The sequence below is a fragment of the Aeromonas sp. ASNIH4 genome (assembly GCF_002934425.1).
GTDB classification, from domain to species: domain Bacteria; phylum Pseudomonadota; class Gammaproteobacteria; order Enterobacterales; family Aeromonadaceae; genus Aeromonas; species Aeromonas hydrophila.
Window position 1 is genome coordinate 3,372,975 of sequence record NZ_CP026217.1, and the last position, 14,540, is coordinate 3,387,514.

At 62.8% G+C, this 14,540-nt stretch carries 13 protein-coding genes; 9 read left to right on the forward strand and 4 right to left on the reverse strand.

Going from position 1 to position 14,540, the window contains the following annotated elements; genetic code table 11:
• Positions 1 to 69: 69 nt before the first annotated feature.
• On the reverse strand, positions 70 to 840 hold the full coding sequence (locus tag C2U40_RS15475; protein ID WP_103828575.1) for a substrate-binding periplasmic protein: 771 nt from the start codon (positions 838 to 840) through the stop codon (positions 70 to 72).
• A 326-nt stretch (positions 841 to 1,166) separates the two neighbouring features.
• Here C2U40_RS15475 and C2U40_RS15480 point away from each other — a divergent pair, with 326 nt between their 5' ends.
• The 4 genes from C2U40_RS15480 to C2U40_RS15495 are packed head-to-tail and all read left to right on the forward strand — an operon-like array spanning position 1,167 to position 4,361.
• Positions 1,167 to 1,712 (forward strand): hypothetical protein, encoded by a 546-nt coding sequence (locus C2U40_RS15480; protein WP_016349902.1) that lies wholly within the window; start codon positions 1,167 to 1,169, stop codon positions 1,710 to 1,712.
• Between the two features lie 56 nt (positions 1,713 to 1,768).
• Positions 1,769 to 2,830: a glycosyltransferase family 2 protein gene (locus C2U40_RS15485; RefSeq protein ID WP_029301561.1), complete on the forward strand. Its 1,062-nt coding sequence runs from the start codon at positions 1,769 to 1,771 to the stop codon at positions 2,828 to 2,830.
• Complete coding sequence (locus C2U40_RS15490; RefSeq protein WP_005303379.1) at positions 2,827 to 3,198, forward strand: GtrA family protein; 372 nt, start codon at positions 2,827 to 2,829, stop codon at positions 3,196 to 3,198. The genes C2U40_RS15485 and C2U40_RS15490 overlap by 4 nt, the downstream gene beginning before the upstream one ends.
• Positions 3,198 to 4,361 (forward strand): membrane protein, encoded by a 1,164-nt coding sequence (locus C2U40_RS15495; protein WP_011705134.1) that lies wholly within the window; start codon positions 3,198 to 3,200, stop codon positions 4,359 to 4,361. Before C2U40_RS15490 ends, C2U40_RS15495 begins: the two co-directional genes overlap by 1 nt.
• Positions 4,362 to 4,410: 49 nt before the next feature.
• Here C2U40_RS15495 and C2U40_RS15500 read toward each other — a convergent pair whose 3' ends face one another.
• Positions 4,411 to 5,613, reverse strand: coding sequence for an ISL3-like element ISAeme19 family transposase (locus tag C2U40_RS15500; RefSeq protein WP_081000878.1), 1,203 nt, complete (start codon positions 5,611 to 5,613; stop codon positions 4,411 to 4,413).
• Between the two features lie 268 nt (positions 5,614 to 5,881).
• Between C2U40_RS15500 and C2U40_RS15505 the strand changes: the two genes are divergently transcribed.
• A complete protein-coding gene (locus C2U40_RS15505; RefSeq protein WP_103827228.1) occupies positions 5,882 to 7,990 on the forward strand; it encodes an alpha-amylase in 2,109 nt (702 codons plus the stop codon).
• 106 nt (positions 7,991 to 8,096) lie between these two features.
• On the opposite strand, the gene C2U40_RS15510 is transcribed toward C2U40_RS15505, so the two are convergent.
• Complete coding sequence (locus C2U40_RS15510; RefSeq protein WP_103827229.1) at positions 8,097 to 8,723, reverse strand: glutathione S-transferase; 627 nt, start codon at positions 8,721 to 8,723, stop codon at positions 8,097 to 8,099.
• A 158-nt stretch (positions 8,724 to 8,881) separates the two neighbouring features.
• On the opposite strand from C2U40_RS15510, the gene C2U40_RS15515 reads away from it, so the two are divergent.
• From C2U40_RS15515 to C2U40_RS15530, 4 genes are all read left to right on the forward strand, one after another.
• Positions 8,882 to 9,526 carry a response regulator transcription factor gene (locus tag C2U40_RS15515; RefSeq protein ID WP_005303387.1) on the forward strand — a complete coding sequence of 215 codons (645 nt, stop codon included), beginning with the start codon at positions 8,882 to 8,884 and terminating at the stop codon, positions 9,524 to 9,526.
• 91 nt (positions 9,527 to 9,617) lie between these two features.
• Entirely contained in the window at positions 9,618 to 10,199 is a 582-nt protein-coding gene (locus C2U40_RS15520) for a TetR/AcrR family transcriptional regulator (RefSeq protein ID WP_017408581.1), read from the forward strand.
• Positions 10,200 to 10,270: 71 nt separating this feature from the next.
• Positions 10,271 to 11,140 (forward strand): alpha/beta hydrolase, encoded by an 870-nt coding sequence (locus tag C2U40_RS15525; RefSeq protein ID WP_164927574.1) that lies wholly within the window; start codon positions 10,271 to 10,273, stop codon positions 11,138 to 11,140.
• A 121-nt stretch (positions 11,141 to 11,261) separates the two neighbouring features.
• A complete protein-coding gene (locus C2U40_RS15530; protein ID WP_024946021.1) occupies positions 11,262 to 12,407 on the forward strand; it encodes a patatin-like phospholipase family protein in 1,146 nt (381 codons plus the stop codon).
• 85 nt (positions 12,408 to 12,492) lie between these two features.
• On the opposite strand, the gene C2U40_RS15535 is transcribed toward C2U40_RS15530, so the two are convergent.
• Complete coding sequence (locus tag C2U40_RS15535; RefSeq protein ID WP_181014739.1) at positions 12,493 to 14,445, reverse strand: cation:proton antiporter domain-containing protein; 1,953 nt, start codon at positions 14,443 to 14,445, stop codon at positions 12,493 to 12,495.
• Positions 14,446 to 14,540 lie beyond the last annotated feature (95 nt).

Genomic DNA, 14,540 nt, shown 5'->3' on the forward strand with positions numbered 1-14,540 from the left:
ATCGGTTCACTTCAGCCTGTCAGACCCGGCGGTCAAGGCGCTCATGATGCGTGAATGCCCGCGACTTTACTAGCTGGCGGGCGCGTAGCGCCGCCAGATAATGTCATACTCATTTGTTGCTTTAAATTCAGCCAGCTCGCGATTGAACGCGCTGACAAATTCGGGTGACAGCCGCTTCTTGCTGAACATGAAGAAGGTCGGCGCTTCATATACGGCCATGGTGTGGGGGACGATCAGATCGCTCAGCCCCTCCTCCTTCAGGCCCCAGGGGGTGGCCAGCACATCGCCGAGAAAGCCGTCGATGCGCCCCAGTACCAGCTTGCCATAATTTTGCTCGTCATTGACCACGCTCACCTGAGCGGCATAACGGCGCAGCAACTCGCTGATCTCGGCCCCATAGTAGTAGTCCTTGGTGATGCCCAGGGTATGGCCGCTGGCCAGCCAGCTGGCCAGATCGGTTTCGGAGTAGGAGGATGACTTGCGGATCCAGAGCGCGCTGCGGCCCGGATTGTAGGCATCGGAGAACCAGGCATAGCGGGCACGATCCTCGTTGAAATAAGCTTCCATGGCGATGTCGACCGAGCCCAGCGACAGACCGTGCAGCACCCGCTTCCAGGGCATCTCCACATAGCTGGCCTTGCAGTCGAGCCGCTTGAGCATGGCGGTGAGCGCCTCGACGGCAAAGCCGCGCAGCTCCTTCTGCCCGGCCGCCGTGCCAGCGTAATAGTGATAAGGCGGCCAGTTGTCAAAACCGACCCGCAAGGGCGAGGGACACAGACTGTTTGCCGAGGCCAGCGGCGCCAGCAAGCAGAGCATCCAACAGCAGAGTTTCAGCTTCATGGGTCATCCTTGACTGCGTGATACGCCATCATAAATCGGCCTAGGCAAAATGGCGACAGATCCTGCCACAGCGATGCAGGCTCCCGACCGTGTGAGCAGCGCCCTCGTTTATGCTTGTCGAAGCCGGGCCTGAAATGCCCCCGGCCGGCGCCGGATCTCCGGCTCGCCAGGGCAGGTAAAATACGGGAACAGCAACATTTGGAACACCGGCCGGAAAGGGGTTAATATGTGACCAAATATATTTTTGTGATCCACTATGCTTTTTTTGCAATTGGATTAGCATATGCGCGAAATCAGCCTACAAACCGTGAGGCGCAGAGAGTGATATGACGTACAAAAAGTTTGGTTTTCTGACCGCCATCATGGCGCTGAGTGGTTTCTACCTTTATACCCTCTACCTGGCCGCCCACCCCAACGTGAGCCTGGCCTACAAGCTCTATTACCTGGAAGGTAAGACCCGCTTCTGGGAGCACAACTCCAGCATGACCTACCAGCCTGGCAACGAGCTCAATCTGACCAAGCCGAGCCGTTTCCTCTCCAGCGAAGGCTGGGCCAAGAAACCGAGTGCGGACGGCACCGAACTGAGCGGCCAGGGCGGCCTCTACTTCGTGCTGCCCAAGCAGCAGGCGCAGCCGGAACAGCTGACCATCCAGGCCCGGGTCAACAGCCCGCAGGCCGGTGCTCTGCTCAAGGTGGCACTGGGTCACGATTTCACCACCACCGTCAAGCTGGCCAAGGCCGGCATCAACGAGATCCGTCTCAGCCTGCCGGGCGAGTCGCTGACCTCGGACCCCAAACGTCCCAACTTTCTGGCGCTCTCCGCCCCGACTCCGCTCAATGTCCAGTCGGTGCGCTTGACCGTCGCCCAATAAGACGTATTCTCCAATACGCTGTTTTATAAAATAATTTTCCAAATAAGGAAGTTTTCATGTCGCATGCCGATTTTCGACTCTCTCTGATCGTTCCCGTTTACAACGAGGAAGAGAGCATAGATGCCTTCATCAACGCGATAGATAACGAACTGGCGCCGCTCAAGGATCAGCTGGAAATTGTATTCGTCAACGACGGCAGCCGCGACCGCACCCGTGAGGTCGTCGAACAGGCCATCGCCCGCGACCCGCGCGTCACCCTGGTCAACCTGGCCCGCAACTTCGGCAAGGAAGCGGCCATGACCGCCGGCCTGCATCACGCCAAGGGGGATGCCGTGGTGCCGATGGACGTGGATCTGCAGGATCCGCCCGCACTCATTCTCGAATTCGTCAAGCTGTGGCAGACCGGCGACTACGACACCGTCTACGGCATCCGGGTGGATCGCAGTGCCGACACCCCGATGAAGCGCCTCACCGCCGGCGGCTTCTACCGCTTCTTCAACGCCCTCTCCACCAGCACCAAGCTGCCGGAGAACGCCGGTGACTTCCGCCTGATCGACCGCAAGGTGGTCGAGGCGATCAAGCAGCTGCCGGAGCGCAACCGCTTCATGAAGGGCCTGTTCGCCTGGGCCGGTTTCCGTGCCGTCGGCGTGCCCTACGAGCGCCCCGCCCGCCACGCCGGCGAGACCAAGTTCAACTACTGGAAGCTGTGGAACTTCGCCCTCGACGGTCTGATGAGCTTCTCCAGCTGGCCGCTGCGAGTATGGAGCTACGTCGGCGTCGGCGTCTCCTTCGTCGCCTTCCTCTACATCCTCAAGATCGTCACTCAGGTGGTCTTCTTCGGCATCGACGTGCCGGGTTACGCCTCCCTGATGTCGGTGGTGCTGTTCCTCGGCGGCATCCAGCTGCTGTCGCTCGGCATCATCGGCGAGTACATCGGTCGCATGTTCGTGGAAGTGAAGCAGCGCCCCGTCTACCTCATCGAAGGGGTGTACGGCCAGTATGCCAAGCAGGATGAAGAGCCGAAGCAGGATGCCGCCACCGGCAGCAAGAAGAGCGCCGGCAAGAAGGCTGCTGCCGCGAAAGCCGCTGATGACCAGCAGGAGCAGGCTTCTCAATGATCTCCCGCGAGGAATTCTGGCGGCTGGTACGTTTCGGGTTTGTCGGCGGGGGGGCCACCCTCGTCGATCTGGGCACCTCCATCGCCCTGTTTCACACCTGGCCCACCATCTCGGAGCACCTGGTGACGACGCTGGCCTTTGCCATCGCCTTCTGGTTCTCCTTCTTCGGTCACCGTTACATCACCTTCCAGAAGCAGGGTGCCGCCAGCAAGTTCTTGCTGGTCGCCCTCTTCTCGCTGGCGGTGCGTAACCTGATATTGAGCGGTCTGCTGTTTGCGGGTCTTTCCGGTCTGTTGCCGGTGGTGATCGCCACCCTGACGGTCACCGTGCTCACCTACCTCCTCTCCAGGATCTGGGTATTTGCCTGATGAATGACATGACTACCTCCATCACCCCTGACAATGCGGGCCCCTATCGCCCGTCACTGGCCATCAGCAGCCGTGACTGGCTGATGATCATCGCCGCCTTCGTGCTGAGCCGGGCCGCCCTCTACGGCATGGGCTATTTCGGCGTCCAGCTCTACGGCTCCCCCGACATAGGCCCGCTGCAGGCCTATTGCCAGTTCGACTGCGTCTGGTTCCAGCGCATCATCGAGAACGGCTACGATCTCTACCCGCGCTGGCTGAGCAAGGGCAACGCGGCCAACTGGGCCTTCATGCCGCTCTACCCGATGATCTCCGGCACCATCTCCAACCTGCTCAACGTCGAGAGTCTGATCGGCCTGATGCTGGTGGCCAACCTGGCGTTTTTCATCAGCCTGCCGCTGATGCTGCTGGTGCTGCGTCAGCTCAAGCTGGGTGACGACACCGCCCGCTTCGGTGTCTGGCTGCTCGCCTTCTCCCCCTTCTCCGCCTACTTCGTCTCCGGCTATACCGAGTCGATGTTCATGGCGCTGATGCTGGGCATGTTCCTGTTCGCCTATCGCCAGCAGTGGCTGATGGTGGCGCTGCTCGGCGTGTTCATCTCCGCCACCCGCAACCTGGGGGTGATGATGGTGTTCCCGGTGCTGATCCTGGCGCTGCAGGCCTACGGCTGGCGCGAGTTCTTCCGCTTCACCGAGCGCGCCTTCAAGGTGGTGTTCACCCTCTGGATGATCCCGCTCGGCCTGTTCGCCTACATGTTCTATCTCTATCACCTCACCGGTGACGCACTGGCCTTCAAGCATATCCAGGTGGCCTGGGGCCGTTACATGGACAGCCCGCTGGACTGGTGGCTGAGCGGCTTCGAGCTGGGCGGACGCAAATCCTACCTCTCCATCATGGTGATGTTTGGCTGGGCTCTGAACCTCTATCTGTTCAGCCAGAAGCGCTGGGCCGAGGCGACCCTGATGTTCATCTGCTGCACCATTCCGCTGATGACAGGGCTCAACGCCATGCCGCGCTACATGTTCGGCCTCTATCCGACCATGCTGGCGATCATCCTGCTGACCCATCGCTGGCCGGCCATTCGCCCGGCCGTGCTCTGCCTGAGCGGCATGGTGGCCTCCTTCATCGCGGTGGCCTTCGTCAACTTCAAGTTCTTCACCGTGTGACGAAAGTGGCAATGCAACAAGCCGGTCTATCGACCGGCTTTTTTTAGGTTCATCGCGGCTTTCCGGGGAAGGCCGCCTTGATTTTCAGAAAAAAGTATTCTGAGTCCCTAAATCCATATGCCATACGCTTTATCACTTTGATCTTGTTGTTCACCCCTTCCAGCACACTCGTGTGCATCGGGTAGTTTGCACTCGCCAGGATCCCCCGCATATATTTCGATAAATTTCGACCAAATCGTTGCAGCGGCGCTAGCCCGCTTTCCTTCACCTGCCGCATCCAGCTCCGCCATCGTCGCCATCCTTCCCACACGCTCGGCGCATACCAGATGCCCTTCAACCCCTCTTTCAGCACGTACACCATCGCCAGCGGTTGATTCGCCGCCAACAGCTCCTGCAACTTCACATCCTGTTTTTCACTCAACTTCGCCCGATTACGTAGCAGCAACCAACGCGCACTTTTGACCACTTTTCGCGCCGGTTTATCGCTTTTCAGTGCATTCGCCTGCTCCACTCGCACCCGGTCCACCACCTCTCGGCCATAGCGAGCCACCACGTGGAACAGGTCGTAGACCACCTCCGCCTGCGGGCAGTGTTGCTTCACCTCCAGGTCGAACGCCGTGTTCATGTCCATCGCCACCGCTTCAATCTGCTGGCATCGCTCGCCGAGCTGCTCGAAGAAGGGACGGATAGCGGCCCGGCTGTTGCCGTGCCCCACCCACAGGACGCGGGTTCGCTCGGCATCCATGATCACGGTGGCATAGCGGTGTCCCTTGTGCAGGGCAAACTCATCCATCACCAGCCGCCGCACCTCCCCAAGTTCGATGGTGCCCACACTGGTCTGCAAACGGCGCTTGTCGATCTCCTTGATGGTGTGCCAACCGACCCCGGTGAGCTGGCTGACATGGCGGATGGGGAGGTACTGAACGAGCGCTTCAATCCAGCACTGCATGCGCCGGGTGAGGCGGGAGCCAGAGGGGAGCCAGTCGATATGTTCACTGACGCGACCACAGCGCAGACAGTCGACGCGGCGAACAGGCAGTTGTAACCAGACTTGTCGGTCAAATAGGTCTCGCTCACGCACCCGGCGGATACGTTGGTCGTGGATCAATGGCGTGGGTTGCAGGCATCGGCGACAACGGGGCAAGAAGTCGGCGCGAGGCTCAAGGGTAAACAGGGTGTGATGGTTGGCAGAAAGCGCTTGGGCGATGACGGTATAACCTGGCCAGAAGGAGGCAATATCAATATGATGCACGGCGACAGCAGGGTGATGGTGGTGGTGTGTTTGGAGACAGCCAGTTTACCAGCACCCTGTCTGTCAACTTCCACTTCCCCAAGATCCCGCGAAGAACCTTTTTTTATGGGCGCGACACCCCGCTCACACTTTTCCATTCTTGAAAACGTAACCATTTGAACTGATGTCACAAATCGACGGTTTGCCTGTCCAAGCCCGCCCTCATGCCTCCTAGAATGAGCGCCATTGACGGCAATCTGGTCCGCTTAACCCCAGCAAGGAATGGCTTATGCGTCGCACTCCCTCGGTTTCTTCCCTCTGGCTCGCCCTGCTGGCCAGCCCCCTCTTCCTCCATCAGGCCATGGCCGCCGAGGTACGCCTCTACGTGGATGACCAGCCGGTCGGCGCGCCGCTGACGCTGGACAAGGGGGCGGTGCAGATGACCCATCCGCTCACCAAGGGGAGCCACCAGATCCGCATCGGCGACGCAGGCAACAGCTGCGGCACCAGCTTCGGCCCGAGCGAGGTCAAACCGCTCCCCTTCGGCACCGCCCAGCCCATGGACAAGTGCAGCAAGGGGCAGCACTTCAACCTGCGGGTGATGCTGGCGGGGGATTATCAGTTCACCTTCAACCCGGATACTCCCAGCCTCAAGGTGCTGCGAGCCACCAAGAAGAGCGAGTTCAAACGCCAGCCGCCAGCGGAGCCCTGCATCAGCTGGGATGGCGGCCCGGTTACCGTATCCCTGAAAGGAGTCTGGCCCGACGGCACCCAGCTGCGGGACGCCTACTCCGGCCAGCAAGGGGTGGTCAAGGGCGGCAAGCTGACCCTGACGCCGAGTAAAGAGAGCGGCGGCCTGCTGCTGCTCGAGCCGGTCAAGGTGGCCACGGCGGCCCCCTTCAGCTGGGATCAGGCGAGCGTCTATTTCCTGCTGACCGACCGCTTCAACAACGGCGATCCCGCCAACGACCACAGCTTCGGGCGCCAAAAAGACGGTCAGGATGAAGTGGCCACCTGGCACGGCGGCGACTTCAAGGGGTTGACCGCCAAGCTCGACTACATCAAGCAGCTTGGCATCAACGCCATCTGGATCACCCCCATGGTGGAGCAGGTGCACGGCTTCATCGGCGGCGGCGAGGAGGGCAACTTCCCCTTCTACGCCTACCACGGCTACTGGGCGCTCGACTTCACCAAAATTGACCCCAACTACGGCGACGAGGAGAGCCTCAAGACCCTGGTGGACGAGGCCCACAAGCGCGGCATGCGCATCATCCTCGACGTGGTGATGAACCACGCCGGCTACGCCACCCTCGCCGACCTGCAAGATCTGGGGCTCACCGATCTCACCCAGAACACCGGCAAACTGCCGGCCCGCTGGAACCAGTGGCGCCCGAGCGGCGGCCTCAACTGGCATGGCTACAACCAGTTCATCGATTACCAGTCGCCGAAGTGGGACCAGTGGTGGAGCGGTGACTGGGTGCGGGCCGGCCTGCCCGGCTACCCGCAACCCGGCACCGACGACGTCACCGGCTCGGTGGCGGGACTGCCGGACTTCCTCACCGAATCCACCAAGCCGGTGGGGCTGCCGCCGCTGCTGGCGGCCAAACAGGACACCAGGGCCAAGGCGCTGGCCAACGCCACCGTGAGCGACTATCTCATTGCCTGGCACACCGACTGGGTGCGCCGCTTCGGCATCGACGGCTTCAGAGCCGACACGGTCAAACACCTGGAACCCGAGGTGTGGGCCCGCCTCAAGCAGGCTGGCACCGCCGCCCTCAAGGAGTGGAAAGCCGCCAACCCGGCCAAGAAGCTCGACGACCTGCCCTTCTACATGGTGGGCGAGGTGTGGGATCACGGGGTGGCCAAGGATTTCTGGTACCGACACGGCTTCGATTCCCTGATCAACTTCGACTATCAGCGCGAGTTCGCTCTGCCCCAGGCCCAGTGTCTGGCCAGCGCCGAGCCCACCTATGCCGGCTACGCCAGCCGCATCAATCAGGATCCCGAGTTCAACGTGCTGAGCTACATCAGCTCCCACGACACCAAGCTGTTCTTCGGCGACTATCAGGACGTGCCGCTGCAGCGCCGGGTCGCCAGCAGCTTCATGCTGCTGCCGGGCGGCATCCAGATCTACTACGGCGATGAGTCCGGTCGCGGGCTCGCCAAGGATGGCGGCGTGTTCGATCAGGCGCTGCGTTCCGACATGAACTGGCAGGAGCTGGCCGACGGCGAGAAGGCCGAGCTGGTCAAGCACTGGCAGCGGCTCGGCCAGTTCCGCGCCGCCCACCCGGCCGTAGCGGCGGGCAGCCACAAGAAACTGGCCGACAGCCCCTATGCCTTTGTGCGGGAGAAGGGAGATGACAAGGTGGTGGTGGTGTTCGCCGGCCGCCAGCCGTAATCCAGCTTAAGGAATCAAACCCAAACAGAGAGGGGAGCCAGTGGCTCCCCTCTCTGTTTACACCAGCCGTTCAGACAAGCTGTTTACAGCGGTTATGCCCGCAGGTTCACTGCGGCTGACGGGCGGCCGCCGGCCACTGCAAACGCGCCTTGACCAAGGTCTGTTGCCACAGCGGCCAGGCCAGCAGCGCCTGCTGATAGGCGCCCGCCTGCCCCGGCAGCTGGATGCCGTAGCTCGCCAGCCGGTAGGCCATCACTGCATAGAAGGCATCTAGGATCCCCGCCTCGCCAAAATAGAAGGGCCCCCGCGCCTGGGACCAGATGGTCTGCAGCCGGGCCAGCTCGCCGATGGCCTCCACCGGCGGTTCGCTGCGGGTGGGAGCGCCGAGGAAGAAGGGCAGCAGGGTACGAATTTGGCGAAAACCGGCGTGCAGCTCGGCGCAGAGACTGCGGGCCAGCGCCCGCTCGGCTGGCGCTTCGGGATAGAGCCGGCGCGCGGGGCAGAGCTCGTGCAGGTACTCGGCGATGGCCAGCGAGTCGTGTATCCGCACGCCGTCGTGATCGAGCCAGGGCACCAGGCCGGCGGGGGCCAGCCGCTTGAGCCGCTGCAGCTCCTTGGCATCCTCCAGGTCAAACACCTGCTCCTGCCACTCCAGCCCGCTCATGGCCAGCACCAGCGCCGCCCGCATCGCCCAGGTGGAGCCGGTGCCCACCGTCAATACCAGAGATCCCATCTATTGCCTCCTGCATGGGTTGCTCATGACCATCCCATCTGCCCCAATGGCACGACATCCGACGGTCGCTTCACATTTGCGCGCCGGCAGGTTTGACCCTCTCCGGGAGCGGTGCTAGTTTGATTTTCCAAAACAATCAGTTAGCAACAATGTGAGCAATGGACAGCCAATTTACCATCGTCATCGCAGATGACCACCCCCTGTTTCGGGGCGCCCTCTATCAAGCGGTGCACATGGCCATCGACGATGCCCAACTGCTGGAAGCGGACTCCATCGACAGCCTGGCCCACCTGCTGGGTGAGCACCCGGAAGTCGACCTGCTGCTGCTCGATCTCAAGATGCCGGGGGCCAACGGCTTCTCCGGCCTCGCCCACCTGCGCGGCCAGTATCCCGACCTGCCTATCGTGGTGGTGTCGGCTTCGGAAGAGCCCGCCATCATCCAGCAGGTACTGCGGCTCGGCGCGCTCGGCTTCATCCCCAAATCGGCGCCGATGAAGGAGCTGGTCAACGCCCTCAATACTGTGATCGGGGGTGACAACTGGGTGCCGGCCGGCATCTCGCTCCACCCCGAGCCTTGTGAGGGCGCCGATTTCGCCAGCAAGCTGGCCAGCCTCACCCCCCAGCAGTACAAGGTACTGGTGATGCTGCGCGACGGCAGCCTCAACAAGCAGATCGCCTGGGAGCTCAACGTCTCCGAGGCCACCATCAAGGCCCACATCACTGCCATTTTCCGCAAACTGGGCGTCAAGAACCGCACCCAGGCGGTCATCGCCCTGCAGCAAATGGATATCAAGGACGACTGAGCCCGCCTCATCCCCTCTTGCAGACCGATTCGCCGCTCGACAAATAGCACGGTCGTACTTTATGCTGCCCCGGTCAATGAAGGAGAGTGTGATGAGCAAGGGCCGGCTGACCCGCGACAACATTTTGCAGACTGCGTTCGAGCAGGCGAGCCAGCAGGGGCTGGAGAGCCTCACCATCGGCTCCCTTGCCAGCGCCTGCGAGATGTCGAAAAGCGGCCTGTTCGCCCACTTCCAGTCCCGCGACAACCTGCAGATCGCCGTGCTGGAGTACGCCGCCGAGGTGTTCCGGGAGCGGGTGATCCAGCCGGTGCGCCAGCAGCAGCACGGCAGCCAGCGAGCGAAGCTGACGGCCCTGCTGCAGGCCTGGCTGGCCTGGAACCAGTGCTTCGCCGGCCGCTGTATGTTCCTCGACGCCTGGACCTCGGCCCAGGAGGGGGAGGTGCAGCAGGCCGCCCGCCAGCTGGTACGCTTCTGGCTCGACTACCTGGCCCGTCAGGTGGTGCAGGGACAGAGCGAGGGCGAGTGGCGCAGCGACATGGATCCCTGGCGCGCCGTCTATCGCCTCTATGGCCTCTATCTGGCGGATCAGGTGTTCAATGCCCTCGATCTGTGTCAGGATCCGGCCCGCCACTTCTGGCCCGAAGTGGAGACGCTGCTGGATGGCTGGCGCTGATGGATTGACCTCTCTTTTTTAAAACCGACAAAAAAGCACGACCGTTCGCACATAAAAACCACAGGATGACCATGAGCAGCAAGATCTACTTCAACACCCGCCGCTTCAGCCCGAGCAAATGGCTGCTTGGCCTTGGCACCCGCTTGCATCACACCCTGGCCCCCGCTCATGCCAAGCGCACCGCCAGCAAGCTGCTGCTCACCCCCCAGCGCAACCAGCGGGATGACACAGCGCCGGCCGGACTGGTCAAACAGGCCGTACACACCAGCGAAGGTACCCTGATGAGCTACCGACTCGGCCAGGGGCCGGTCTGGCTGCTGATGCACGGCTGGTCAGGCAGCGCCGGCCAGTTCTACCCGCTGATGAGCCACATCGCGGCCCAGGGCTTCACCGCCATTGCCTACGATCACCCGGCGCACGGCCACAGCGCCGGCCATACCGGCCACCTGCCCCGCTTCGTGCGCGCCTTCGACGAACTGGTGGAGAAGATGATGGCTGAATACGGCCCGCTGCAGGGCGTCATCGCCCACAGCATGGGGGGCGCCGTCACCCTCTCCAGCCGCCGACGCGAGCTGGATGCCCTGCCGCTGCTGCTCATCTCGCCGGTGCTCGACTACGTGCCCCAGCTCTACGGCATGGTGGCGCGCTCCGGCTACTCCATCCGGCTGTTCGATGCAGTGGTCAAGGAGATTGAGCAGGAGTACCAGCACCCCTTGAGCACGGTCGATCCGCTGGGGCGGCTCGCCGGCCGCAGCGGGCCCGCCATCATAGTGCACGACGAGGAGGACCGCTTCGCCCCGCACGGTGATTCCCTGCGCGCCACCCAGGATGGTCGCACCCGGCTGGTGAGCACCCGCGGCCTCGGCCACGGCCGCATCCTCGCCAGTGCCCCCGCATTCGCCGCGTTCGATCAGCTGAGCGCCGCCCGCCGCGCCAACTGAACAGCCTCAAAAAGGGCCTGCAAAAAATGGTTGGCAGGCCTGTTTTTATATTTGATACAGCGTCTTATAGTTAAATTGCTCGGTGGCAACACCCCCAGTGGCATGCATAAGGCGCAGTATCATGGCCAAACCCAACACAGCTCTTCTGTTGACCGGTGGTGGTGCCCGCGCCGCCTATCAGGTCGGCGCCCTCAAGGCGATCGCCGAGTTCTATCCCCGCAATCTCGGCATTCCGTTTCCCATCCTGTGCGGCACCTCGGCCGGCGCCATCAATGTCACCGCGCTGGCCTGCTACGCCTCCTGCTTTCATCTGGGGGTACGCAAGCTGGAGTGGGTCTGGCGCCGCTTCGAGACCCACCACATCTTCGACTTTCACCCGGGGCGCCTGTTGTGGCGACTGATGTATGAGGGCTCGGCCGGGCTCATCAACCCCCACACCAACCACGCCTTTCACCTGTTCGACAACGCGCCGCTGCGCCGCCTGCTGGATCAGCTCATCGACTATCACCGCATCGACGACAACATCCTCTATGGCAGCCTGGAGGCACTGGCCATCACCGCCTCCGACTACGACGATGGCCTCTCCACCACCTTCTTTCAGGGGCGAGCCGAGCACCTGCCGTGGGAGCGGGCCAGACGGCGCGGGCTGCGCACCCTGCTCACCTCGGATCACCTGCTCGCCTCCTCGGCGCTGCCGTTCGTCTTCCCGGCCACCCACATCGGCGACAAGTTCTACGGCGACGGCTCCATCCATCAGTTGAGCCCACTCAGCCCCGCCATCCACCTGGGGGCGGAGCGGATCCTGCTGATCACCTTGGATCCGCCGGCGCACACGGCCCCCACCTTCCACCATGGCCACCTGACCAGCTCCAACATCGCCAGCCACCTGCTGGATACCGTCTTCACCGACACTCTCAACTCGGATCTGGAGCGGTTGTGGCGCATCAACCAGACTCTGGATCTCATCCCGGAGCGGGAGCGCAACCGGTTGAAACTCAAACGGGTGGAGACCTGCGTGCTCAAGCCGAGCCAGGATCTCGACCTGCTGGCGCTGGCCTATCTGCGCAAGCTGCCGGTGCACCTGCGCCGCCTGCTGCGGGTACTGGGAGTGACGGGGGACGAGACCAGCAGCCTGGCCAGTTTCCTGATGTTCTATCCCGGCTACTGCCAGCAGCTGATCAAGCTGGGCTACCTGGACACCCTGAACGAGCGCCGGCGGGTCGAAGCGTTTCTGGGGATAGAAGAGATGGTACCGGTCGAAGCCTGAAATGGGCCCTTGAGGGTGGGCCGACACGCCCGCCCGCAAGCGACTCACTCACCTGTGGCAAGGATTAATACACCTTGAGGGAGGGCTAACGCCCCTCCAGCAGACGCTGCTCTGCCTGCTCCACCGCCACCCCATTGCCGAACAGCACCAGCCGATCCCCTGCCGCCAGCACCAGCTCAGGCTTGGGCTCCAGCCGCAACTCGCCGCGCTGTACCTCCTTGATCCGCACCGTCTCCAGCGCCAGGGTCTGCACGCTGCGCCCCACCGCCCAGGCCTGCTCGTGCAGCAGCACGGGGTGCAGCCGCTCGAGCAGCTGATCCGTCTCCAGATTGCCGGCGCTTTGATCCCCCCAGTAGAAACCGTGCAGAAAGCGGTACTGGCTGCTGCGCTCGTGCTCCATGCGCCGGATCACCCGGCCGATGGGGATGTCGCAGTTGAGCAGCAGGTGGGAGACCAGCATCAGGGCCCCTTCCTGGGATTCGGGGATCACCGCAAAGGCGCCCGCCCGCTTGAACGCCTCCAGAAAACTGTCATCCCGAGTGCGCACCAGCACCTTCACCTCCCCCGCCAGCTCCCGGATCAGCGCCAGCATGGCCTCCACCCGCTTGTGATCGTCAAAGGTGATGATCACCAGCCGGGCCCGCAGCAGGCCGGCGGCCAGCAGGATGTCGCGCCGGCTGGCATCGCCAAACGCCACCTGCTCCCCCGCCGACTTGGCCTCGCTCACCCGCTCCGGATCGAGATCCAGCGCTAGGAAGGGGATCTCCTCCTGCTTGAGAAAACGGGCGCAGGTCTGGCCGGCCCGACCAAAGCCCGCGATGATCACGTGCTGACTCTTGCTCAGGCCCGACTGGGCAACCTCGGAGCGGGTGAGCAGGGCCGGATCGGTGAGGGAGCGGGCCAGATGATGGGCCTGCAACACCAGCCAGGGCGTCATGGCGATGGAGGTGACGCCGATGCCGATGAGCAGGGAGACCAGCCGATGGTCGAGCAGACCGTGGTGGTTGGCCAGCGCCAGCAGCACGAAGCCGAACTCCCCCACCTGGCTCAGCATGATCCCCGCCGCCATGGCATCGCGCTTGCGCTCCCCCATCAGCCGGCCGGCCAGCAGCACCAACAGGGACTTGAACATGATCAGGCAGAGCACGCTGGTGGCCACCAGCCACCAGTCCTGCGCCACCCGCTGCCAGTCCATGGCCATGCCGATGGTGATGAAGAAGAGCCCCATCAGCACGTCCCGAAACGGCCGGATGTCCACTTCCAGTTGATGGCGATAGTGGGACTCCCCCAGCATCATGCCCGCCAGAAAGGCCCCCAGCGCCATGGAGAGCCCCATCCACTGGGTCAGCGAGGCCGCCAGCAACGCCACCAGCAGGGCGCTCAGCACGAACAGTTCGTCGGAGCGGGCCCGTGCCACCTCGTGAAACAGCAGCGGCAGCAGCCACTTGCCCACCGCCAGCAGGCTCAGCAGGGCAAACAGTCCCTTGAGGGTGGCCCAGGCGATCTCCACCAGCAGGGCGCTGCCCTGGATCTCGGGCCTGGCCAGGATGGGGATCATCACCAGCAGCGGCACCACCGCCAGATCCTGAAACAGCAGCACGCTCACCCCGAGCTGGGCGCGGCGAGTGTGCAGCTGCTTCTGCTCCCCCAGCTGCTTGATCACCACGGCAGTGGACGAAAGCGCCAGGGTGCCCGACACCACCAGCGCCTGGGGCAAGCTCAGGCCCCACCACCAGGCGATAGCGAAAAACAGCAATGACGTGAGCAGCACCTGCAGGCCACCCACCCCGATCACCAGCCGGCGCATGGCGATGAGCCGGGGCAGCGAGAATTCGAGGCCGAGCGAGAACATCAGAAAGACGATGCCGAGCTCGGCGATGGTCTGCATGATCGCCTGGCCGGTGATCACGGCGACGCCATAGGGGCCGAGCAGTACCCCGGCAAGCAGGTAAGCGAGGATCACCGGCTGGCCGAGGCGCCGGAAAATCGCCACCAACAAGACGGCGGCAAGCAGCAGGATCAACACATCTGCGTACAATATTTCCTCCCTTTTTATCTACTTAAGCCTAGCCAGCCACTCTTGTTCGCATCGAACATATTTTGGGCACAAGGATTGCAAGTAAGTGTCAGGAA